Here is a 20,731-nt window from a genome sequence, read left to right on the forward strand (position 1 = left end):
GAAGCTCATGCTGTTCACTTAGTTCAATACCTTGAATTCAAGATAACGATATCAGAAGCCGTTTCCGTTGTCAAAAAGGGGGCCTTACTCAAAGTTCGAGCAGCGCCAATAATGATAGGCGATTGCTCCCGACATGAAGGCGAGCCCCCTGCTTTCGACTTGTAATATAGGCTGCCACGCCTCGCCTCTCCCTTTCATCAAATAGATTTCGTGATGTGGCGCCGGATCGAAATAGCCCGACATATCGAATGTGCCAGTCCTTCTAAATACAGCATTCACTTCATAGTCAATTTTCGGCGCAGTCGTCAACGGATTGCCAATCGTGTGCACGAGTAGAAAACCGCTTTCTCCTTTTTGATGGTCGGTTCGCTTCATCGTAATGCCGTCGGCGGACGCTCTTGCAGTTTCCCTAAAGCGCTTTAGATGATCATATGCGACGGTCGGTCCGACTTCTTTCGTAAAAGTCATCGGCTCCCCTTTCTCATCATAGGCAAGCTCAATGTCGACACGTGTCCGGAAACCGTCCCCGTTCGGATCGAATCCTCGACCGTCCCCTTCGAAGAAATGATTCGGTGACAGCGGATTTGGATTTCTGACCCACTTATCTTCAAGAAATGTCGTATAGCGGAACTTCCACCTATCTACATTCGTAATTTGCTGTTCACGTTCATTAATTGGCTTTAGCAACTCACTAGGCTTGCCGATGAACTTAATTGTCGTAAACGTCTCAATCGCTGCTTCTGTTCTAGTCGTAGCAGGATTTAACATGCCGAACAGATTGGATACTGCCGATTTCATCGACGTCAATCGTTCCTCAGATTTTTGTAGCGGTCTTCTCGCACGAATCATGTAGACGTATGACTGAGTCACATCAATGTCCCGATCGATGAACCTGTTCGTTTCAGTTGTTGCAATGAAAGCCCCATTCCTGTAAATTTCATATGCCGCTACATCTTTAATTCCCTCCCACGACAGTGCAATTTGCGTCTTTGCGACAATTGTCGTCATGACAAGCAACTGCAATGGGTTTTCGACATTTTTCTGCTCGGCGAAAGCCGAAGTTTGCATCGCGATTACATCGACGACTTGATTGTTTTTCACCCGTTCAATGATATAGTGATAAAACTTACCGTGTTTGAAATCACCGTCCTGGAATTCGGGAACGGACCCTTCATACAAATGTTCGCCATCCTTGTACACATTGTAAAATCCGCCGACATCGTTCCAGGTGAATGAAATTAGGTCATGCTTATGTCTTACTGATTTAATTTCAAATAGCATACGGACCACCTCCTCTTTTCATTTTGCTGCATTCGTGGATTGTCTAAACATCGCATAGACAATGAAAGTGAGGGCGGAAAGTCCCTTTTTGGTGATAAATTCGTTTATTCAATAGATAACTTCTGATATTCAATAGATAACAACCTTTAAATAAATAAAAAAACCGGCTCCCATATTGGGAACCAGCTTTTCATTTCATATATTGATTGAGGAAATGACTTACTTTCACTTTGTATGTCTCTCCGGCAAGTGCAAAGGCTTCACCGTGGTTGGCGTTCGGGACGAGGAAGATGTCCGTGTCGCTAGAAGTGCTCCGTTCCAATTCCCCTGCCATTTCCGTCGGCACGAACGTATCGTTCATTCCGTGAATATAAAAAACAGGCACACTCGTTTTCTTTACTTGTTTCAAAGCGCTTGCCTCTCTGAATGAATAACCCGCTCGAACTTTCGTTAACGTGCTCGTGCTATCCAACAGCGGGAAAGCGGGCAGATAAAACATCCGGTTCATTTGATAGGTGAACAGTTGGTAGACAGATTGGTATGGACTATCTGCGATAATGGCATTCACTTGATGAGGAAGTTCCTCTTCGCCACTCGCCATCAGCACTGTCGCTGCACCCATCGATAAGCCATGGTACGCAATTTCTGTCTTCGGACCAAGCTTCTGCACTAACAGATTCGTCCAGTCAATTAAATCGAGCCGGTCCGGCCATCCAAATCCGTAGTAGTCCCCTTCGCTTTTGCCATGCCCTCGCGCATCCGGCATGAAAATGTTGTAGCCTAAATCATTGTAATAATACTGTCCGAAGAGCCCCATCTGTTTGGCGTGACCCAAATACCCATGTGTCAAAATGACAAGCTTATTTGTCGGCTTCGAGGCCGGCAAATAATAGCCGGTTAACGTTAGTCCATCCCGAGAAGTCAATTGGAGTGTTTCGAACTTCTGATCAGCGACCCACTTTTTCCAATCCCCGTTCGTGTAAAGCTCAAGTGTCTCATCTGACACTTCCAAATCTGCATTTCCTTGCAAAAACTCTTTCGGACCGCGCTTGACCGCCAACTCATAGAAAAAGAAGCTACCCGCAATCTGTATGACGAGGAAGACGATTGAAAAAACGACCAATAACTTCTTCCACTTTATTTTAATTGTTCTCATTCCCTTTTATAGTCTCTCGGCATTCGATGCCTACCATTATTATACAAGAGAATTAGAGAATAATGAATAAAGTATTTACCTTTTCATAAAATTGGCATGCATCTAGATATTTTTTCCGACCCGAATGAATTCACACCGTCCATATTATGTATAACTGTTCAAATACGACAAACAATAACGGGAATACGAAGGAGGACATCATTTTGAATCTCGTTTGGCAAACAATTCTCATCTTCATAGTTGGCGTATTCCTTTTGCGGATTGCCGGGAGAAAGTCCATTTCGCAAATGACCATTCCGCAAGTTATTATTATGATTTCAATCGGCACATTAATGATCCAGCCTATTACAGGACATGGCCTTTGGAGAACATTCGGTCTCGCCGCCATTTTAGTCCTTTGCCTCATCGCAACAGAATTCCTTCAATTGAAATTTGACAGATCTGAGACTGCCATTTCTGGAAAAGCAGTACCTATCATTGTGAATGGGACTATCCAAATAGAGAACTTGAGAAAACTCCGGTTCACTGTCGATAAATTGGAGGCACGCCTTCGCCAAGATGGAATTAGTTCAGTAAGTGACGTGCAATACGCCACTTTAGAACCAAGCGGTCAATTAGGATACATGTTGAAACCAGAAAAACAGCCAGCTACAAAAGAGGATATCCAACAGTTAATTTTACTCATTCAAAACGGCCAGATGTCGAATCAACCTAAACAGGCCGAAACCGATAACATCTTCATTGAAACTGTGACGAAGAAACAAAATAACGGACCAGACTATTTGCAGTAATAAAAAATCCACAACCGATTGCAGGGGGGAAGCAATCGGTCGTGGCCTATTTATTATTGCTCTTTTTTACGAACTTTATTCCGAGCTTTTTTTGCCGTTTTGTTGGCAACTGCTTTACGCTATTCTACCTTACAGGAATGTCAATCTTATAATCGACCGGCTTAATATGATGCATTCCTTTAATTTGCAAATAATTCGGTGTCGTCTCAGATGAAAATACTAAAGTACGCACCTTCAACATCTTCCCGTCTTCAAATTCTTCATAATTTTGTCGAACAGTTGTCTGAAGTGGATATGAACCTTCTTCCCCCCCGATTGTCACACCATCAAAGAGGACATCTCCATCAGATGCAATTGTTACCTCCACGCCATCAACTGTATTCACGACATCCCTCACCCAAACATCCTCTCCTTTTATCAAGTACGGTTGCTCTTTTATAGAGGTAAGCGGTATTTTTTTATCGATTATAGTGTAGCCAACAAATTCCTTAACTACGAACTCCAATGAATCCAGTTTCTTTGGCAATGCATCAAAACGCAATTCGAATTTCTTTCCCCCCAGCGAGGATTTCAAGCCACTACCTATCATTTCCACAGGCTCTCCATTCGCAAGCAACTCTACCTTGTCGAAAGGAATCTGAACTCGGCTGAGGTTTCGCACATTCACTTTTCCTTTAATTATTGTAACCGTAGGAGTAGCTGTAATCGTTTTGAACTTAATTGTTCCCGTGTCGACTTTTACCGATTTGTTAATTCTCTGTCGTATTTCAGTTTGCATTGCTTTGTTCGGGTCATACGGAAATGCAATACTGCCCGAGAGCGATTTGCCATCTACCGTCAGTTTGGTGAATTCCAATGTCAGCTTTTTTGCAAATGGACTGACAGGGTCAAAAATCATTTGCCCTTTGATCTCAGATTGCTCTTCATTGATGATGGATGTTCCACCGCCCATATGAGACTTTGTTAGAAAGCCGGTAATTCCTTTAAAAATAATGTCTTCCATTTCATCAAAATTCGTCAGCGTGTAATAGAGAATCAATTGATTGGCATCCGTCATAATGCCATCCACCGTCAATTCAGTCCCATCTTCAAGCAATACACCCTTCCCTATTGTCTGCCCCATTCCTTCTTCATTCAATTCGGCGAGTGTGCCGCTCATTAAATCATCGAAACCCATTATTTTCTTCCCGTAATATGCTAACCCATTGTAGTTATAGCCGATGAGGCATAAGAATAACAGTGCGGCAACCGCTAGTGGCCATTTCGGTTTAACCTTCCTCGTTACGGGGACCTTGTCCAATGCATGCCTTAGACGTCCTTCCAATTCCGCAGGCGCCGTTATATTATTCAAACGATCATGCTCTTCGGCCAGTCGTTTTTCAATTTTACTCATGGGATTCACCTCTGTATTCTTCTCTTATTTTTTTCAATCCTTGAAAGACCCTCGATTTCACCGTACCGACCGCTACATTCGTTATTGCAGCGATTGTCTCGTAATCTAAATCATGAAGGTACTTCAATTGGATCGCTTCTTTCTGGTATTCGTTCACACACTTCAGCATTTCCTGTAGTTCCATTTGCTGTTCGCTTTGTCGATAAGGATCATGAACTGATTCTTGGGATTCCCATTCATCTAAAAACACTATTTTTTGCCGCTTCTTCAGCATCTGCTTACAGCAATTTACGAGAATGGTTTTGCTCCAGCTGTAAAAAACTGCTTCTTTCTTTAGCTGGTGTACATTCTCATACAATCTGACAATCATCTCATCCATTGCATCCATCGCGTCATTTTCATTTCCCATATATGTAAGGGCAAGACGATAGTAGTCATCTCGCTGATCCATAATCAATTGGAGCAATGCCTCTTTGTTCCCTTTTTTTGCTTTTTTTACTAACCGAACGACCTTCACAACCTCACCTCTCCCCTATAAGAGTCATCATACCCTTGAAAAGTTCATTATCCCCTAAATTTTATTGCCCGGCACATCTATCATGGTTGTCCGAAAAGAATTCGCGTATAGTAATAGCAGGTGATGATATGAAAACAAAAATATATATCGACAATAATAAATTCATTGCAGGCACGACATTGAGGGATGATACTGCGCCTGAACATAATAATATGGCGTTCCATGCTTGTGTAGATCCAGAGACTGTAGTGGAAAACCGAAAACGATTGGCGACTTTCCTGCACTGTAGTCCCAAGGATTTCGTCTGCGCCAGTCAAACCCACAGCGCGAATGTACATAAAGTTACACTCGCTGACAAAGGGCGCGGTGCTGAAGTTGGCGCGACCGCCATTCCGGATACGGATGCGCTTTACACGATTGAGCCGAATGTTCTGCTCTGCAGCTTTACAGCCGATTGCGTACCGGTCATTTTTTGGAATGAAGTGAATGGACTTGTCGGGGTCATTCATTCAGGATGGCAAGGAACTGTTAAAGAGATTACGCTGAAAGTGTTTGAGCATTTGAAAAAAGAAGAAGGATGCCAACTAAGCGATTTTCACGTGCAACTCGGGTTGGCGTTAAGTCAGGAGAAGTTTGAAGTGGACGAGGATGTGTATGTGAAGTTCAAAGCGCTCGGCTATGCGGACGACTTCATGTATTTCAATGAGGCGACGAATAAATACCATATCGATAATCAAAAAACGGTGAAGAGGCAACTTGAGCTTGCGGGTGTCCCGGAAAGTCGCATCACAATCGATCGGACATGCACCTATGTGAGTCCAGATGGCTTTTCGTACCGCCAAGACAAGCGGGCTGGAAGACATGTGAGCTTTATTATGAAAAAGGGCAACTAAGTTTGCGTTTATTCGTGTAATAAGAAAAGAATTACCCGTCTAGCATGTTTTGCTGGACGGGTTATTTAATGGGACCGGAACTAATTAAGCTTTGTATTGGTGTGATGCCAGGTTCTTGGCGTTTAGAACCACCGAGTACGGCATGTGGCTCGGTTTCTACAATTAGGTCGTGGAGTAAAGGATGTTCCAAAAACATCTTTTCTTCGATTACGTGATGTGACTCGGTTTCTGCTTGTGCGGTGGCGATTGCGGTCGGTTGCGCGAACTCTGCTTGTGCGGCGGCGATTGCGGGAAGTTACTTGACCTCTGTTCCCACAACATTTATTACGTGAGGTCGCACGAACTCTACTTGTGCGGCGACGATTGCGGTCGGTTGCGCGAACTCTACTTGTGTGTCGACGATTGCGGTCGGTTGCTCGTACTCTACTTGTGTGTCGACGATTGCGGTCAGTTGCTCGTACTCTACTTGTGTGTCGACGATTGCGGTCAGTTGCTCGAACTCTACTTGTATGTCGACGATTACGGTCAGTTGCTCGAACTCTACTTGTATGTCGACGATTGCGGTCGGTTCCACGAACTTTGCTTGTACGGCGGCGATTGCGGGAAGTTACTCGAACTCTGTTTCCACATCTATTGCATAAGGTTACTCTAACCCTACTTGTGCGGCGGCGATCGCGGTCGGTTGCACGAACTCTGCTAGTTCTACGTTTTTTCCGTGAAGTCCTTCTGTTACTTCGAGGATCTTGAAACATAAAGTCTTCAAGCCCTAAACGACTAACCTTTTCCCTCGCTCTCTGTATTGCATCCTCAAAAAAGAGTGACATGTCCAATCCTCCCCTCTTGATGAAGAGATAGAAGCGCGCGTTTCACACGACTTTCTCCCTCTTCTTAAAGTACGTTCCACACTTAACATGGGGAGAGGTAAGTGCACAGTTTACAATAAATTTTGTAACGGAAACATCTTTCATTATTATTCATAGAAATAGAATAATAAGCGAAGGGGTGGGATTTTCATGGGAGCTACCGAGAAACTACCTGAATATCGACTTTTTATTCACCCATTAGATTTAAATGAACTCCGAAAAGATATTTGGATTGATGAGCCTGTTTCTGCAAAGCTAACGATAAACGGAAAAAAATTCGAAGTAGACATCGCGTATCGGGGATCCCATATCCGCGACTTCCCAAAAAAGTCATATCAAATCTCTTTATACAAGCCTGCAACGTATCGAAATGCTAATGTCTTTCATCTGAATGCTGAATTTAAGGATCCATCATTAGTTAGAAATAAACTTTCCTTTGATTTTTTTAACGACATCGGTTGTTTAGCACCAGAAGCCCGCTTTGTCTTTTTGAAAGTGAATGGTAGAAACGAAGGGGTGTACTTAGAATTGGAATCAGTCGATGAGCAATTCCTTACAAATCGACAATTGCCATCTGGTTCTATCTTTTATGCAGTCGATGGGGACGCTAATTTTTCGTTAATGAGCGACTTGGACAATGAAGTGAAAAAATCCCTGACGATTGGATATGAGCAAAAATGCGGGACGCAAGAAGACATAGATCATTTACATCAAATGATTATCGACATTAATACAATTCCGAGGGATAACTTTGACAAGGAAATTGTGAATTATATACATGTGGATAACTATTTACGTTGGCTCGCCGGTGTCGTTTTCACTCAAAATTTCGATGGTTTTGTGCATAACTACGCACTTTACCGGAATAAGGAGAGCGGGTTATATGAAATCATCCCTTGGGATTACGACGCGACATGGGGGCGGGACGTAAATGGCGAAGAAATGGAAAGTGATTACTTACGAATCACAGGTTTTAATACACTGACAGCAAGGATTCTCGACTGTAAAACATTCCGGAACGAATACAAAAGTTTGTTAACGGATATTATGAGCCATCAATTCACTGTGGATTATTTGAAGCCAAAAATAGAAAGAATGCACGCAACGCTTCGCCCTTATGTATTGTTGGATCCGTATAAAAAGGACTCTATCGATCTCTTTGACAACGAACCCGACTACATTTGTACGTATATCGAAGAACGATCGGCATTTATTAAAAGAGAGATTGAACTGCTTAATTAGTTTTAGAGGCAAAAATCCACGCAGCCTTTTGTAAGGATTGCGTGGATTTTACGTTTATAGTGGATAGAGCTCCACGTTTTCTTTCTTCTTTAGCTCATCGATCATATCGAGCCAACGCTGTGGTTTATTCGACAAGACGGAATAGTAATCCGTTAGGAAATCAACGACGAGACTTGCTGGAATTTCCGTCACTTGCTCATCCGTTGGCATGAAGCAGAAATCGAGTCCTTCCACCGCTTCCCCGTCGTTTTTCCACGAAGGGTGGACGTATTCGAAATCGAGGCGCTTGTAGCCGAGATGGGAAAGCACTTCCCTGCGGACATACGGGTTCATCGCCATAACACCGCCGAAAGCGAAATCTTCGCGTTCATACGGATCGTAAATTTCAGCGAACATGCCGAACAACGTCTTGCCATTTTCGTGCGCAAGCCGTTGCAAGTCTTCTTCACGCTTTTTCGCTAAGAAACGACCGATGCCAAGGCCCGACTGCCCGATAATCGTAAAATCCGTCATCGCGATATTCCAATTCGGATAATAGCGGTATTCTGTCGCACCGACGACTTCCTCTTCATGCACTGCAACAAAAACACGGATGCTCGGGTCCTCAAGCGGCTCTTTCCACAGTTCGAATTCTAAAACCTCTTCCGGCGGAAAAATCTCCCCCAATAATGTGTGCATCTTCGCAAATAGCGGATCTTCAATATTGTTCACGCGAATAAATTCCATCTTTAGTTCCCCCTCTTGAACGGATTCTTCCATTCCATTAATAGTGCATGATTATGCGACTCTTCATCTTCCAAATAGTTTTCGATTAACGTAACAGGCATGCGTCCACACCGAAGCAAAAATGTAATGACCGGATCCTTCAATATCCCTTGAATGACGGCATCGACATATTGCTCCGGAGACATTGTTCCTGCGACCTTCCCGTAGCCAGGCATCCGCCCTCCGCCAAGTACCCGCTCAACATCTAGCTTGACGGCAAGCTGATAGATCGCCTGCATCATCCATTTGCCGAGCCCCGCCTTCCGGAACTCCGGGCTAATGCAAATGTCGACAATATAGAGCGTGTCGCCGCCAGGGATATGCGTACGAATATAACCGCCATCCGTAACGTCTTCCCACGTATGCTCCGGCTCATTAGGATTAACATTTACACGCAACGCTGTAAGCGATCCGATAAGTCTACCGTTATGTTCAACACAAATGGCACCTTTTGGAAACAGGCTCACATGATTCTCCAATTGCTCTTCATTCCACCAAAGCTCCTCTGGGAATGGCGGCGGAAAGCATTCCGCCTGCAAAGCAACCATCGCAGCGAAGTCTTCCCTTGTATAATTGCGGACAACGACAGGAATGAAGCCCCCATTATAGGGAACCATCACTTCACTGCGATAGGTCACGGCTCTCACTCCCGTTTGAAGTCGCTTCCCAATCTGTATACAAATCGGTTCTGCGATCGCGCCACGTTGTCACCGAACCTTTCTCACGCACTTCGTACAACAAGCTTAAATCGAGATCAGCCGTGACGAGCATATCTTGATTGATCTCGCCTTCCGCTGCTAACCCTTTCGGAGGGAACGGAATGTCATTCGGTGTAATGATTGCGGCTTGCCCAAAGTTCGCGCGCATAAGATCGACAGTTTGCAAGGAGCCGACCGTCCCTGTCAACACGACATAGACTTGGTTTTCAATCGCACGCGCGTGGCTCGTATACCGGACGCGATGAAACCCATGACGATCATCCGTGCAAGACGGACAGAAAATGACATCCGCCCCCATCGCCTTTACCATCCGGACGATTTCAGGAAATTCGATGTCATAACACGTCAAAATGGCAATTCTACCTTTCTCCGTGTCGAACACTTTCAACTCATCGCCCGCAGCCATATTCCACCCTTCTATTTCGAAAGGGGTTATGTGCAATTTCGCTTGCTCCTCCACTGTGCCATCCGGGTAGAATAGATGGGCGACATTATAAAGGCGCCCCTCACGCTCCAAAACATGAGTGCCGCCGATTATATGCATGTTCGCTTCTTTTGCTAGCTTTGTGAACAGTTCGATGTATTGATCTGTAAAGCTTGGTAGCGCATCGATCGACAGCGCTTTTCCGTTTTCATCACCAATGGAAAGCAATTGCGTCGTAAAGAATTCCGGAAATAAAACAAACTCAGCATCGTACTCTTGAGCATTGCGAATGTAGTGTTCACATTGCGCCGCAAACTCCTCAAAGGAGCTGATTGTGTGCAAATGATATTGCACAGCAGAAACGCGAAGTTTCATTGACCTAACCCCCTATTATTTGTATTCAGCAACATCATAATACATGGGGAGGGTAAAGTCATTCTTTATTTTCTAAATTGATAGATTTTCTATCCGGATGAAAAGAATGCCCCCCATTCCGGAAGGCATCCTTCATTCATTCATCTATTGCTTCTGCTGTTTCTTCAATTCATTCCGGGCTTCTTCTTTAATTGACTCTAGCTGCGTTTCTGCTTTTTTAGCTGCTTCGTTCGCCATCTGAGCGGAGTCTTTTGAAAGTCCATTTGATTTATCATTTTTATCGCCAGCATAGCTTTTCATGATGATCACCCCTTTAGTTGATACGTCTAGTATTCCCAAAAATGAGCTCATCCAAAACGTACGGGTTATCTCGTTAATGCATAATAAAGGACATATATCCATCCAAGTATTCCATGAAAAATGGCCCAAAGAATTGATTTATACACACTCCATGAAATGACGACAGCTAAACAAGATCCAAGGCCAATGCCTCGCTCTACCATCTTTTTCTCCACCTCATCCCTCCATAGTTCAGTATAAGTAAGCCGGCATGTTTTCATGAACCGAAAATGTTTTTTGTCCTCGCCATACGTAAAGCTTATTTTCATTTCGCAAGGGTACACTTGCACTAAAAAGGATGAATGGATTCATGATGTATGACTGTTTCATTATTGGCGGTGGACCGGCTGGATTGAATGCCGCCCTTGTACTTGGACGAGCGAGAAGAAAGGTGCTGCTTTTCGATGATAATCACGCCCGTAACCGGGTGACGCGTGAGGCCCATGGATTCATTACTCGTGACGGTATTCTACCAGGCGAGTTCCGACGCCTCGCCCATCGGGATATTGCGAATTACCCTTCTGTGGAAATAAAAAGCGAAAGAGTCGTCTCCATTAAACGGCTCGACAACATCCATTTTGAACTGGAAACAGCGGAAGGCAACAGCTTTCAAACGATAAAAATCATCTTAGCAACAGGCTTGAAAGACGAGCAGCCGAACATACCGAATATCGAAAAGTTCTACGGCACAAGCTTATTCAGCTGCCCGTACTGCGACGGTTGGGAGCTTCGTGATAAGCCGCTCGCCGTCATTGCGGATAAAAACGTGTACAAGCTCGCGAAAGAAGTGTTTATTTGGAGCAAAGATTTGGCGGTGTTTACGAATGGCGAAGGGCGACTCGAGGCGGATGAATGTGAGAAGCTGCTTGCGGAAGGCATCCGAGTGTTTGAAGACAATATCGCCGGGTTGGAAGGTGATGACGGACAATTGCGGAGCATCCGGCTTGAAGACGGCACGCTCATTGACCGCGCCGGCGGGTTCGTCACTCCCCTTTGGAGCCATTGCAATCAGTTTGCAGAAGAGCTCGGCTGTGAGCTGAATGAGTACGGTGGCATCCAAACCGATGAGTATGGCAGGACAAATGTGTGGAATGTGTATGCCGCGGGAGATGCCGCAAACATCGTTCCAGCGCAGCTTGTCATTGCGGCTGGATCCGGGAGTGCGGCTGCTATTGGGGTGAATGGGGATTTGACGAATGAGTACTTCGATGATTGAATCTAATATGTAAGAGCGCCTGTGCACGAATTGATTGCACAGGCGCTTGTCAGTTACTGACTACAATGGTGAGCGCGTTGAGTGTCGCTTGTCCATTATTGAGTGACGACAAGTATGAATGCGTCAAATCCGGCAGCTTTCAAATCAGCCACTCGCTTGTCCGCATTCGCTTTGTCCGTGAAAGAGCCACAAATAACCCGGTAATACGTAACGCCGTTTAGGACGACGACATCAATGAAGCTATCGAAGCCTTTCGCTTTAAGAGCAGCAACTTGCTGATCGGCATTGGCTCTCGTTGTGAAGGAACCGGTGACGACGCGGTATAGAGTACCTGTCGGCGGCGGATTGCTTACTTTTTGCAAGCCGAGCGCTTTGGCAAGTCCGTTAACATGTCCCCTTGCCGCTTTGTCGAGCCATGCAGATGTTTTCATTTTCGCAGCGTCTGTTGCATTGTCGATGAATCCATTCTCCGTCAGCATCGCAGGCATATTGCTTTCTCGCAACACATGGAAATTCGCTTTCTTCTTTCCACGGTTCGGCATATCAATCAGCTTCACGATCTCGGCGTGAATCGTATTCCGCAGTTGAGCTGTCGTCGACGAATCCGACAATGCGCTATGAATAAAATCCTCATAGCCCGTCCCACCACCTGCATTAATATGGATGCTCAAATAATAATCAGCACCCCATGCATTCGCGTCATTCGTCCGCTGTATCAGTTCGACAGTTTGATCACCCGTACGGCTCATCCGCACCGTCGCATTGGAGTATTCATTCTCGAGCATGTTCTTAACGCGTGTCGCAATTGCGAGATTCACATCTTTCTCCTTCAGTCCATTTCCTTGTGCTCCCGGATCTGTTCCACCATGCCCCGGATCGATATAAATTTTAACCATTTTTCATCTTCCTCTCGTTTTTTGTTTTTTATTCCGTGACCGTCCGACATTTTGACCTTTTTTGATGTCTACATCGTGACCACCTCCTTTCTAAAGTCCGTTTTTTAACGGCATCACCTCCTTTCTGTCCAATAAAAAAAGCGATGCCTATTTCTTTGGCAACCGCTCTTTTACTTGTCGAATTTCTTCCACAATGTCATCGTACTTTTCCGCCATCGCTTCCAATAAAAACTGATAACGCATTTCCCTCGACTCACTACTTTTCACTTGATACCAAAACAACCAAACGAACAGGACTGCAAACGGGCCCTGCGTCAAAAAATAACCGAGCAACTCTTTAGCGGTCATGCCATCCCTCCTTTTTTAGTGAAAATAAAAAGAACGCCACATTGGACGTTCTTTTAAATTCTATGATAGTTATGCTACTCGTGACCGATTTCCTAAGCGGAGAATGGCGGGTAACTGTGACTCGAGCAGTTGCCATTCGAAGCTGGATACTTGGCCTGCACCCATTGTAACTCGAAAGATTTCGCCTCGTCATTTCTACGACATATGCGGCATATGCGACATTTGCAACATCTTGTCGATGATGGCATCTTTTATCCTGCCGATTTGGCGGTCCGACACTTGCATATGACGACCAATCCACCGCAAACTCTTCCCTTCAAGCAACCAGTGTAGCACTTCGATTTCACGGTCTTCTGTAATAAGCGGAATTCGTTCCTGTACAAGTTGAATTTTCCGTTCATACTCGTACACTTTCTTCAATCGCCTTTCCCTTCTGTTGAATTCCCGGTAAATTGGATCGCTCGGACGTCCGCCGCTCGCTTTCGGCATCGCCGCTTCTAGTCCGTACCGCGCCGTCATTCCCTCACTGACTTCATTCATCCCTTCTCGAATAACTTTGACGCTGTTAATCATCCAATGATAGTCCTTCAAAAGTTGAACCATTTCCTCCTTCGTCATAAAAATCACCCCTCATGCTTTTGGTTTCATTAATGAAACTTTGTAGTAATTAATTTATCATGCGTAGGTTTCATTTACAACCACTTTTATTAAAATAGTTGTCATAAAAGAAACTACGGGCTATACTATCCTTAACGAATAGGGGGTTGCATGATGCATTCTATAGGCAGCGAAATTAAAAAGATCCGGAGCGAACATAAATTATCCCAAGAGGAATTTGCGGAGCGAATTAATCAAAAGCTCGGTTTCTCGATTACAAAAGGGATGGTATCGAAGTGGGAGTCCGATTCCATCGAACCGAAAACGAGAATGATTAAAGCGATTGCCGAAACGTTTCATGTTTCATTGGATGAAATGCTCGGGTTAAGCGTGTCTGAAAAGTCATCACCAGTTGAAACGATTGCCGCCCATATCGACGACGATCTAACTGAGGAGGAGCTTGCAGAAATAAAAAGATACATTCAATTCATTAAGTCACAACGAAAGTGAGGTGGTTTCATGACCTATGAATCCCTGATTGCCCAATATCCCCATTTGCTCATAAAGGAAGTAAAAACGCTGCCACCGGGGCTTGCGGGCCTTTATATGGACGATGTCGTGCTCATTGATAAAAATCGGGGTCTGTACGAAAAACATTGCATTTTGGCAGAGGAAATCGGCCATTACGAAACGACGTACGGCGATATTACGGACCTCCAGAAGCTGACGAATTTGAAGTTGGAGCTGCTTGCGAGAAGATGGGGGTACGAAAAGATTGTATCGTTGGATAAATTGATCGAATGCCATGAATTGGGTTTCAAAACGGTTGAGGAAGTGTGCACACATCTTGAGGTGACGGAAGATTATTTGAAGACGTCTATTGCTCATTACTACTCCCGATTTGGTGTTTCGACGAGTTATAAAGGGTATGAGATTTTCTTTGACCCGCTTTATTTGAGGAAGCAGTAATTTTTTTTGGCTTCAAAGCGAACGTACGTTTTGTCTACAGAGACAAAAAAGACCAAATCCAAAATGGTTTGGTCTTTTCTTGGAGTTTATGAGCGCTTGTAATGGTTTATGAGCAATTTTTCGCATTTATGAGCGCCTGCGACAATTTATGAGCAATTTTCCGGATTTATGAGCGGCTGCGACGATTTATGAGCTCTTGCCTGTCAAACTCATTATTTTTTCAGCTCAATCTTTACATTACCGGTAATGTAGTTAGGATAACGCGTCAGTTCCAAGCGAAGTGGGTTCGTATAATTTGATGTATCAAACGTCATATCCCAATGCCTCGTTCCCTCTTCATCCATATGCATTCCTGTCGATGAAATATAAATCTCCTTGGCATTTGCATCTTTACCTATTGAAATCATATCGTAAGAATGTGTTGGATCGTCTCCAGCATTCGGCATGACAAGGTGCACTCCAGACCACGAAGAATCTTTAATTTTCAACTTGCCATCTTTCGGACCTTTGAGGATTTCGCCTTTTTCCGTATCAATAACCAAAGTAGTTTCATCTTTGTCCAATGCCTGCAATTTATTGATGCGTAAGAAAAGCTGTTTAGGTTCCTCAAAATAATTGCTTTGCAGATAATAGATTCCCCCACCCCTAGCACTTACGCCATTCTGGATAGATCCCCAGACCTCGCCATTCTCATCCTCTAATCGCATATCTTCAAACCCTAGGATTTCCTTCGAATTCGCTTCATCAAAAGCAATATGCACGGCGACACGCAATGGGTAAATGGTGATTTCCTTAATCGTGAGTTTTTGCGATTCAATCTCGACCTCTTCATTTACAACAATTGTTTTACCTTGCTTCACGTTCTCCTTCAGCTCAAATGGCAACGAGAACGAAATAGTTTCCCCTTGGAATAAAACATCCATCTCCACGGTAAAAGATAAGTCTTTAAATAAAGTAGGTTTCTGAAAATAGTACTTAATTTCACTGGCCCATTCTCTGGATTTTTCAAATGGACTGGAGACGCCGCCATATGATATTCCGCCCGGCGGAGCGTTTTCCAAGTCGACGTATTGAATACTAAACCCATTCACTGCTTCTTTCGACTGCATCGTGTAATATATATTCATCCCGGTCTCATCCAAAATGACGCCATCAATCGTCAACGTCAACCCATTTTTCGTTTGAACCGCATCGACTTTTTGGTAATAGTCATTTTTAAAAATACCTTCAAGTCCTTTATCAAACTGAATCAAATCCACGAACTTTTCCATCCCTGGTATCGACGCAACTGCATTTGCAAATGCCGGCGACACACGGATTGAGGTGACAAATGTGAAGAAGAGCAGTGCAGCCGCAACTAATGACCAAATCCTGTTACGCCTTTTCCGCGCCTTCGCCTTATCACGTCTCGCTCGGTCAAATCCTGCGCGAATCGCTTCATCCGCTTCGTCCAAAGGTAGGTGAATCTTCTCCAGCTGATCTTTCATTTCCAGTAGTTTTCCTTCTTCCTTCTCATACATGATTCATTCCTCCTTTATCCCCAAAGTGACTCCGAAGCGACCGCAAAATCTTATGTAGCCTCGATTTCACCGTGCCTTCCGGTATACTTGATAGTTCTGCGATTTCCCTTATTTTCACTTCCTGAAAGTATTTTAAATAAATCAACTGCTGTTCGTCTGGTTTCAATGTGGCAAGTGCTTCAGCCAATTCAAGTTGGTAGACATCTTTCTTGCCAATCGTTTCGTCCACTTCTCCAGTTATAATAAACCGTTTACCTATCTTCAACTGATCTTGGCAATAGTTCATCATAATGCGGATCATCCACGTTTTCACATACGCCGGTTCTCTAACCGTATGAATATTTTTATACGCCCGATACGTTATTTCTTGAAGTGCTTCTAATGCATCCGCCTCATTTTTCAAGAATGCAATCGCCGTTCGAAGGAGCGCCTCTTTATGAAGCTGCATGAGCGCTAGAAAGGCCTCATCGTCACCACGTATCGCCTTTTCACTTATCGCTTTCTCGTCTATTTCTAACACCTCATTCGCCCTCCTTACATATTAGACTGCGTAAACTTAAAAAAGTTCAAAAGTTATGTAAAAAGATTCAAAAGAAATGCCCAGCGGAAAATCTCTGGGCGTTAGATGGCACTCATTTTCAATTCATAAGCACTTCCCACTCACGTTCATTCATGAAATCCTTCGCCAATCGATTTGCCTGCTCGGTTATATGCTCCGGGTAAACCAACACTTCGAGTAGTTTTATCGCATTTCTTGAATTGGAAGGACCAGATCGTATTTTATAATCAAAATGAATATCACCGTCTTTGAATGTCTCCGTGAAATGATAATTTTCATAGGAATGCTTCATCATTTCGGTCAACTCAATGTCATGGGAAGCTGTAATGTTAATTCCTTTGCTTTTTGACAGCCAATCCATCATAGCAGCGGAAGAGGCGATCCGTTCCACCGTGTTTGTCCCTTTCAGAAGCTCGTCAATGACGGATAAACACGGTTTTCCTTCTTCAAGCAGCTTAATAATACGCTTCAATGATTTTATTTCTGCAATGAAGTAACTATCCCCTTCCAACACGTTATCCTGCACGGCCATTGACGTCGCAACAAAACTCGGTTTCATCGTCCACTCATCAGCTAGCACAGTATGAATTGTTTGGGCTAAAATGGCGTTAATTGCGACAGCCTTACTATACGTCGATTTTCCTGAAGCGTTTGATCCTGTAATAAGTGTACACTTCCCTAATCGGGAAGTATTGGTTACCGGTTCGTCAAGTAACGGGTGTGCCATGTTAGTGAAAGACAATTCCTCTGAATCGGTAAAGTTAGGCGTGCAGTAGGAAGTGAGCGTGTTCCGATAAAAGGCAACCGCCACTGCGGCATCTAGCTTCCCGATGACTTGCCAAACTTCACGATAACTTTCTGCATGCTTTGTTACTGTGTCTATAATCTTGCTATAGGAAATAAAATCGATGAGGAATAAAATACGGATATACTCAAAAATAACATCGAATTCTCCCCCGCCTTTATTTCCAATGGAAACAAAATTACTCAGGAACAATATTCTTTTCAGCGGTTTCATATTGGTCTTCAACTGGTTCGTATACTTGGAAATTGGTGCTTCTTGCAATGACGCTAGCTTCTTTCCTGTATTGATAATGCATGCAGCATAATTAACAGAATGCAGGCCATATTCCAGGGCATTTTTATGGCGGTAATACATAAATGAATTGATTATAAATGATAGAAATAGACAAAGGAGGCCCCATTTCAGTTGGAAGAACAGTAAAGCGATTGAGGCGACCGGTAACAATGCCAGAATGAGGAATAGGTTCGGATTATTAAGACCTTTATGGGATTTATCGTAAAAAAACGAGGAGGAATTTGTATAGTCGCGCTTGCCGAGCTTGGACAATATAAGCAGGATTTCCTCCCGAAGTTCTTGATTGTTTTCCAATGCTATGTATAGTTGTTCGTCTTCCTCGAAATGGTCGAGGGACAGTGTAATATCCCTTAGCTGGTTTACTAAATACTCTGACCCGACGCTCGTTTGCGTATAATTGATCTTTTGGAAAACCTGATCCATCGACAGATCATGCCACGTCAGCAGATCGACTCCATCATAACTTGATACGCTGTTCTTTTTGTTCTTCCAGTACGAGGCAATTGATTCGGGCGCTTCATGCAGTCTGCTAAATATCCCAGATTCCCATTCCCGTCGAAATTGCTTCCGCAACTTCCTGTCCTTCGTCAGTAAATGGATAGTGACAACGATTGAGACGATTGCTAAAAAGATTAGAATTGTATATGACATGATACCACCCCATCTGATTGATTATCTTATATACGGAAGAAAATGGATTTGGTTTCGTCAAAAAAGACCAAATCCAATAATGGTTTGGTCTTTTCGTGGTGATTATGAGTGCTCGGCAAATCAAGTCCCACAAAATGTTCTATACGGAGTTTCCGATGCAGATGGTGCGACGTATTTTTCTTGATCGGCTGAGTAAGCATATGGATTTTCAAGTGCGGCAAGCAAACTTTCCATCACGCTAAAGTCCCCTTCAACCGCTGCTTCCAATGCTTCCTCCACACGGTGGTTTCGCGGAATGATGGATGGATTGTTTTCGCGCATTAGCTGTTTCACGGCAGATTCCGATTTTGCTTCACTTTCCAGTCGCGCCTTCCAGCGAGCATGCCATTCATTAAACTCAGTCGTCTTGCACATCGGCAGTGCGTTCAAATCGCCAATCGTTAATGCACGGAATGTATTCGTGTAATCCGCTTGATTGTCTTTCATGATCTTTAGCAAATCTTTCACGAGCGTTTCATCTTGCTGATCTTCATTAAACAAACCAAGCTTACTTCTCATTCCCGCGAGCCAATAACCATGATACAGCTTCGCATATCCTGAAAGCGTCTGTTCGGCAATGTCGATAGCCTTCTCCTGGTCTTCATCAAAGAGCGGCAAAAGCGTTTCGGTAAAACGGGCAAGATTCCATTCGGCAATTCCGGGTTGATTGCCATACGCGTAGCGGCCTTGTCGGTCGATGGAGCTAAAGACGGTCGCCGGGTCATACGTGTCCATGAAGGCACACGGTCCATAGTCGATCGTTTCGCCGCTAATTGCCATATTGTCTGTATTCATGACGCCGTGAATGAACCCGACCAACTGCCATTTGGCAAGTAACGACGCTTGCTTTTCCATCACTTTTCGGAGCAGTGACACGTAAGGATTTGGGTCATTTGCTACTTCCGGATAGTGCCTATCAATCGTATAATCCGCCAACGTCCGCAAATCCTCGACGACTTGACGCGCGGCTGCATATTGGAACGTACCGACACGGATATGGCTTGCTGCAATTCGTGTCAACACAGCTCCTTCCAATGGTTCCTCACGTTGAACCGGTGCTCCTGTCACTATGACTGCAAGGCTCCGCGTCGTCGGGATTCCGAGTGCATGCATCGCTTCGCTAATGATAAATTCTCGAAGCATCGGACCGAGCGCTGCCCTACCATCGCCGCCACGAGAGAATGGTGTCCTTCCAGAGCCCTTTAGCTGAATATCGATCCGCTTGCCTTCAGGCGTCATTTGCTCTCCAAGTAGAACGGCTCGTCCATCCCCAAGCATTGTAAAGTGGCCGAATTGGTGCCCGGCATATGCTTGCGCAATTGGCGCAGCGCCTTCAGGTATTCGGTTTCCGGCGAGGATATCCACTCCTTCTTCACTTTGCAACGCTTCGGCATTCAATCCGAGCGACTCTGCCAACGGATGATTGAATATGACCAGTTCTGGTGAAGGAGCTTTTTCCGGATCTGTCTTTGCATAAAATGGTTCCGGCAAACGGCTGTAACTATTATCGAAATGCCAACCAATTTTTCTGCTCTCTGTCATCGTTTTCAACTCCTATTTCATAAGATGTCCGCTTCACAATTAAGGAATTCTAATGTAGAACCTTTTTTCATTCCACGACATTTTATTCTTCTACCCCTTATCTTACAGCAAAAGAAGCAACCTTATCCATCGGCCAACTTGTAGCCATCCACCTTCAACGGCCCGACCATCGACGAGTGGCAGCCGGTATTGCTCATAAATTTATGAATACGGGGAATCGTATAGTAGAAGTTAAATGGATGGTGAAAGGAGGAAAATGGAATTAATGAAAATTGCCGTTGAACAACCATATGAAGACGTCATGAATGCTCTCTTGGCAAAAGGTTATGAAGCGAAAATGTTTCAAACGAACGAAGATGTTACAGGCTATGATCTCGGCATCGTCCGTGCTATTAACGAAGGGGATACGCATGAATTTAATTTCCCCGTCATTACGATGAAAGGTATGTCGATTGACGAAGTCGTCCAAGCCGTTGATAAGAAAGCAAACCTCCTCCAATAAGCATCCCCGAAAAAACAGAATCTATGGCGACCGCC

General features: G+C 44.2%; 24 protein-coding genes. 7 read left to right on the forward strand and 17 right to left on the reverse strand.

Annotated features, from left to right (window positions below; genetic code table 11):
* Positions 1–84: 84 nt before the first annotated feature.
* Complete coding sequence (locus QM454_RS04900; protein WP_432362316.1) at positions 85–1,281, reverse strand: DUF3238 domain-containing protein; 1,197 nt, start codon at positions 1,279–1,281, stop codon at positions 85–87.
* Between the two features lie 190 nt (positions 1,282–1,471).
* Positions 1,472–2,437 carry an alpha/beta hydrolase gene (locus QM454_RS04905; RefSeq protein ID WP_432362319.1) on the reverse strand — a complete coding sequence of 322 codons (966 nt, stop codon included), beginning with the start codon at positions 2,435–2,437 and terminating at the stop codon, positions 1,472–1,474.
* 203 nt (positions 2,438–2,640) lie between these two features.
* Here QM454_RS04905 and QM454_RS04910 point away from each other — a divergent pair, with 203 nt between their 5' ends.
* Positions 2,641–3,228: a DUF421 domain-containing protein gene (locus QM454_RS04910; protein WP_432362321.1), complete on the forward strand. Its 588-nt coding sequence runs from the start codon at positions 2,641–2,643 to the stop codon at positions 3,226–3,228.
* Positions 3,229–3,352: 124 nt separating this feature from the next.
* Here the strand turns inward: QM454_RS04910 and QM454_RS04915 are convergent, their stop codons facing one another.
* The gene (locus tag QM454_RS04915; protein WP_432362323.1) at positions 3,353–4,621 is read right to left on the reverse strand and encodes a DUF4179 domain-containing protein; all 1,269 of its coding nucleotides are present in this window, start codon (positions 4,619–4,621) and stop codon (positions 3,353–3,355) included.
* Positions 4,614–5,138 carry a sigma-70 family RNA polymerase sigma factor gene (locus tag QM454_RS04920; protein WP_432362325.1) on the reverse strand — a complete coding sequence of 175 codons (525 nt, stop codon included), beginning with the start codon at positions 5,136–5,138 and terminating at the stop codon, positions 4,614–4,616. Before QM454_RS04920 ends, QM454_RS04915 begins: the two co-directional genes overlap by 8 nt.
* 128 nt (positions 5,139–5,266) lie before the next feature.
* Here QM454_RS04920 and pgeF point away from each other — a divergent pair, with 128 nt between their 5' ends.
* Positions 5,267–6,031 (forward strand): peptidoglycan editing factor PgeF, encoded by a 765-nt coding sequence (pgeF, locus tag QM454_RS04925; protein ID WP_432362328.1) that lies wholly within the window; start codon positions 5,267–5,269, stop codon positions 6,029–6,031.
* Positions 6,032–6,326: 295 nt separating this feature from the next.
* On the opposite strand, the gene QM454_RS04930 is transcribed toward pgeF, so the two are convergent.
* Positions 6,327–6,605 (reverse strand): hypothetical protein, encoded by a 279-nt coding sequence (locus tag QM454_RS04930; RefSeq protein WP_432362331.1) that lies wholly within the window; start codon positions 6,603–6,605, stop codon positions 6,327–6,329.
* A gap of 439 nt (positions 6,606–7,044) precedes the next feature.
* Here QM454_RS04930 and QM454_RS04935 point away from each other — a divergent pair, with 439 nt between their 5' ends.
* The gene (locus QM454_RS04935) at positions 7,045–8,136 is read left to right on the forward strand and encodes a CotH kinase family protein (RefSeq protein WP_432362334.1); all 1,092 of its coding nucleotides are present in this window, start codon (positions 7,045–7,047) and stop codon (positions 8,134–8,136) included.
* 54 nt (positions 8,137–8,190) lie between these two features.
* On the opposite strand, the gene QM454_RS04940 is transcribed toward QM454_RS04935, so the two are convergent.
* From QM454_RS04940 to QM454_RS04960, 5 genes are all read right to left on the reverse strand, one after another.
* Entirely contained in the window at positions 8,191–8,862 is a 672-nt protein-coding gene (locus QM454_RS04940) for a GNAT family N-acetyltransferase (protein WP_432362337.1), read from the reverse strand.
* Positions 8,863–8,864: 2 nt separating this feature from the next.
* Positions 8,865–9,518 carry a GNAT family N-acetyltransferase gene (locus QM454_RS04945; protein ID WP_432363859.1) on the reverse strand — a complete coding sequence of 218 codons (654 nt, stop codon included), beginning with the start codon at positions 9,516–9,518 and terminating at the stop codon, positions 8,865–8,867.
* 4 nt (positions 9,519–9,522) lie between these two features.
* Positions 9,523–10,419 carry a carbon-nitrogen hydrolase family protein gene (locus QM454_RS04950; RefSeq protein ID WP_432362340.1) on the reverse strand — a complete coding sequence of 299 codons (897 nt, stop codon included), beginning with the start codon at positions 10,417–10,419 and terminating at the stop codon, positions 9,523–9,525.
* A gap of 144 nt (positions 10,420–10,563) precedes the next feature.
* The gene (locus tag QM454_RS04955; RefSeq protein ID WP_432362342.1) at positions 10,564–10,719 is read right to left on the reverse strand and encodes a hypothetical protein; all 156 of its coding nucleotides are present in this window, start codon (positions 10,717–10,719) and stop codon (positions 10,564–10,566) included.
* Between the two features lie 65 nt (positions 10,720–10,784).
* Positions 10,785–10,934, reverse strand: coding sequence for a hypothetical protein (locus QM454_RS04960; RefSeq protein WP_432362344.1), 150 nt, complete (start codon positions 10,932–10,934; stop codon positions 10,785–10,787).
* 134 nt (positions 10,935–11,068) lie between these two features.
* Between QM454_RS04960 and QM454_RS04965 the strand changes: the two genes are divergently transcribed.
* On the forward strand, positions 11,069–11,974 hold the full coding sequence (locus QM454_RS04965) for an NAD(P)/FAD-dependent oxidoreductase (protein ID WP_432362347.1): 906 nt from the start codon (positions 11,069–11,071) through the stop codon (positions 11,972–11,974).
* Positions 11,975–12,069: 95 nt separating this feature from the next.
* On the opposite strand, the gene QM454_RS04970 is transcribed toward QM454_RS04965, so the two are convergent.
* From QM454_RS04970 to QM454_RS04980, 3 genes are all read right to left on the reverse strand, one after another.
* Entirely contained in the window at positions 12,070–12,870 is an 801-nt protein-coding gene (locus QM454_RS04970; RefSeq protein WP_432362350.1) for an N-acetylmuramoyl-L-alanine amidase, read from the reverse strand.
* A gap of 147 nt (positions 12,871–13,017) precedes the next feature.
* Complete coding sequence (locus QM454_RS04975) at positions 13,018–13,218, reverse strand: BhlA/UviB family holin-like peptide (RefSeq protein ID WP_432362352.1); 201 nt, start codon at positions 13,216–13,218, stop codon at positions 13,018–13,020.
* Positions 13,219–13,413: 195 nt separating this feature from the next.
* Positions 13,414–13,836, reverse strand: coding sequence for a DNA-binding response regulator (locus QM454_RS04980; RefSeq protein WP_432362354.1), 423 nt, complete (start codon positions 13,834–13,836; stop codon positions 13,414–13,416).
* A 153-nt stretch (positions 13,837–13,989) separates the two neighbouring features.
* Here QM454_RS04980 and QM454_RS04985 point away from each other — a divergent pair, with 153 nt between their 5' ends.
* Positions 13,990–14,325 carry a helix-turn-helix domain-containing protein gene (locus QM454_RS04985; RefSeq protein ID WP_432362356.1) on the forward strand — a complete coding sequence of 112 codons (336 nt, stop codon included), beginning with the start codon at positions 13,990–13,992 and terminating at the stop codon, positions 14,323–14,325.
* Between the two features lie 9 nt (positions 14,326–14,334).
* Positions 14,335–14,784 carry an ImmA/IrrE family metallo-endopeptidase gene (locus QM454_RS04990; RefSeq protein WP_432362359.1) on the forward strand — a complete coding sequence of 150 codons (450 nt, stop codon included), beginning with the start codon at positions 14,335–14,337 and terminating at the stop codon, positions 14,782–14,784.
* A 212-nt stretch (positions 14,785–14,996) separates the two neighbouring features.
* Here QM454_RS04990 and QM454_RS04995 read toward each other — a convergent pair whose 3' ends face one another.
* The 4 genes from QM454_RS04995 to QM454_RS05010 form a co-directional block, all read right to left on the reverse strand.
* Complete coding sequence (locus QM454_RS04995) at positions 14,997–16,304, reverse strand: DUF4179 domain-containing protein (protein ID WP_432362362.1); 1,308 nt, start codon at positions 16,302–16,304, stop codon at positions 14,997–14,999.
* Positions 16,297–16,824 carry a sigma-70 family RNA polymerase sigma factor gene (locus QM454_RS05000; RefSeq protein WP_432362364.1) on the reverse strand — a complete coding sequence of 176 codons (528 nt, stop codon included), beginning with the start codon at positions 16,822–16,824 and terminating at the stop codon, positions 16,297–16,299. Before QM454_RS05000 ends, QM454_RS04995 begins: the two co-directional genes overlap by 8 nt.
* A 118-nt stretch (positions 16,825–16,942) precedes the next feature.
* A complete protein-coding gene (locus tag QM454_RS05005; RefSeq protein WP_432362366.1) occupies positions 16,943–18,613 on the reverse strand; it encodes a MutS-related protein in 1,671 nt (556 codons plus the stop codon).
* Positions 18,614–18,733: 120 nt separating this feature from the next.
* Positions 18,734–20,194 (reverse strand): protein adenylyltransferase SelO, encoded by a 1,461-nt coding sequence (locus tag QM454_RS05010; protein ID WP_432362368.1) that lies wholly within the window; start codon positions 20,192–20,194, stop codon positions 18,734–18,736.
* A gap of 265 nt (positions 20,195–20,459) precedes the next feature.
* Between QM454_RS05010 and QM454_RS05015 the strand changes: the two genes are divergently transcribed.
* Positions 20,460–20,696, forward strand: a complete 237-nt coding sequence (locus QM454_RS05015; RefSeq protein WP_432362371.1) for a YkuS family protein — start codon at positions 20,460–20,462, stop codon at positions 20,694–20,696.
* The last annotated feature ends 35 nt before the right edge of the window (positions 20,697–20,731 follow it).

The organism is Sporosarcina sp. UB5, from assembly GCF_050859005.1.
Lineage (GTDB): Bacteria > Bacillota > Bacilli > Bacillales_A > Planococcaceae > Sporosarcina.

What these genes read in the sequence shown, in the direction of transcription:
- QM454_RS04900 (WP_432362316.1), bottom strand. Translation starts at nt 1,281, where the DNA reads ATGCTATTTGAAATTAAATCAGTAAGACATAAGCATGACCTAATTTCA.
- QM454_RS04905 (WP_432362319.1), bottom strand. Translation starts at nt 2,437, where the DNA reads ATGAGAACAATTAAAATAAAGTGGAAGAAGTTATTGGTCGTTTTTTCA.
- QM454_RS04915 (WP_432362323.1), bottom strand. Translation starts at nt 4,621, where the DNA reads ATGAGTAAAATTGAAAAACGACTGGCCGAAGAGCATGATCGTTTGAAT.
- pgeF (WP_432362328.1), top strand. Translation starts at nt 5,267, where the DNA reads ATGAAAACAAAAATATATATCGACAATAATAAATTCATTGCAGGCACG.
- QM454_RS04935 (WP_432362334.1), top strand. Translation starts at nt 7,045, where the DNA reads ATGGGAGCTACCGAGAAACTACCTGAATATCGACTTTTTATTCACCCA.
- QM454_RS04940 (WP_432362337.1), bottom strand. Translation starts at nt 8,862, where the DNA reads ATGGAATTTATTCGCGTGAACAATATTGAAGATCCGCTATTTGCGAAG.
- QM454_RS04945 (WP_432363859.1), bottom strand. Translation starts at nt 9,518, where the DNA reads ATGGTTCCCTATAATGGGGGCTTCATTCCTGTCGTTGTCCGCAATTAT.
- QM454_RS04950 (WP_432362340.1), bottom strand. Translation starts at nt 10,419, where the DNA reads ATGAAACTTCGCGTTTCTGCTGTGCAATATCATTTGCACACAATCAGC.
- QM454_RS04955 (WP_432362342.1), bottom strand. Translation starts at nt 10,719, where the DNA reads ATGAAAAGCTATGCTGGCGATAAAAATGATAAATCAAATGGACTTTCA.
- QM454_RS04965 (WP_432362347.1), top strand. Translation starts at nt 11,069, where the DNA reads ATGATGTATGACTGTTTCATTATTGGCGGTGGACCGGCTGGATTGAAT.
- QM454_RS04970 (WP_432362350.1), bottom strand. Translation starts at nt 12,870, where the DNA reads ATGGTTAAAATTTATATCGATCCGGGGCATGGTGGAACAGATCCGGGA.
- QM454_RS04975 (WP_432362352.1), bottom strand. Translation starts at nt 13,218, where the DNA reads ATGACCGCTAAAGAGTTGCTCGGTTATTTTTTGACGCAGGGCCCGTTT.
- QM454_RS04980 (WP_432362354.1), bottom strand. Translation starts at nt 13,836, where the DNA reads ATGACGAAGGAGGAAATGGTTCAACTTTTGAAGGACTATCATTGGATG.
- QM454_RS04985 (WP_432362356.1), top strand. Translation starts at nt 13,990, where the DNA reads ATGCATTCTATAGGCAGCGAAATTAAAAAGATCCGGAGCGAACATAAA.
- QM454_RS04990 (WP_432362359.1), top strand. Translation starts at nt 14,335, where the DNA reads ATGACCTATGAATCCCTGATTGCCCAATATCCCCATTTGCTCATAAAG.
- QM454_RS04995 (WP_432362362.1), bottom strand. Translation starts at nt 16,304, where the DNA reads ATGTATGAGAAGGAAGAAGGAAAACTACTGGAAATGAAAGATCAGCTG.
- QM454_RS05005 (WP_432362366.1), bottom strand. Translation starts at nt 18,613, where the DNA reads ATGTCATATACAATTCTAATCTTTTTAGCAATCGTCTCAATCGTTGTC.
- QM454_RS05010 (WP_432362368.1), bottom strand. Translation starts at nt 20,194, where the DNA reads ATGACAGAGAGCAGAAAAATTGGTTGGCATTTCGATAATAGTTACAGC.
- QM454_RS05015 (WP_432362371.1), top strand. Translation starts at nt 20,460, where the DNA reads ATGAAAATTGCCGTTGAACAACCATATGAAGACGTCATGAATGCTCTC.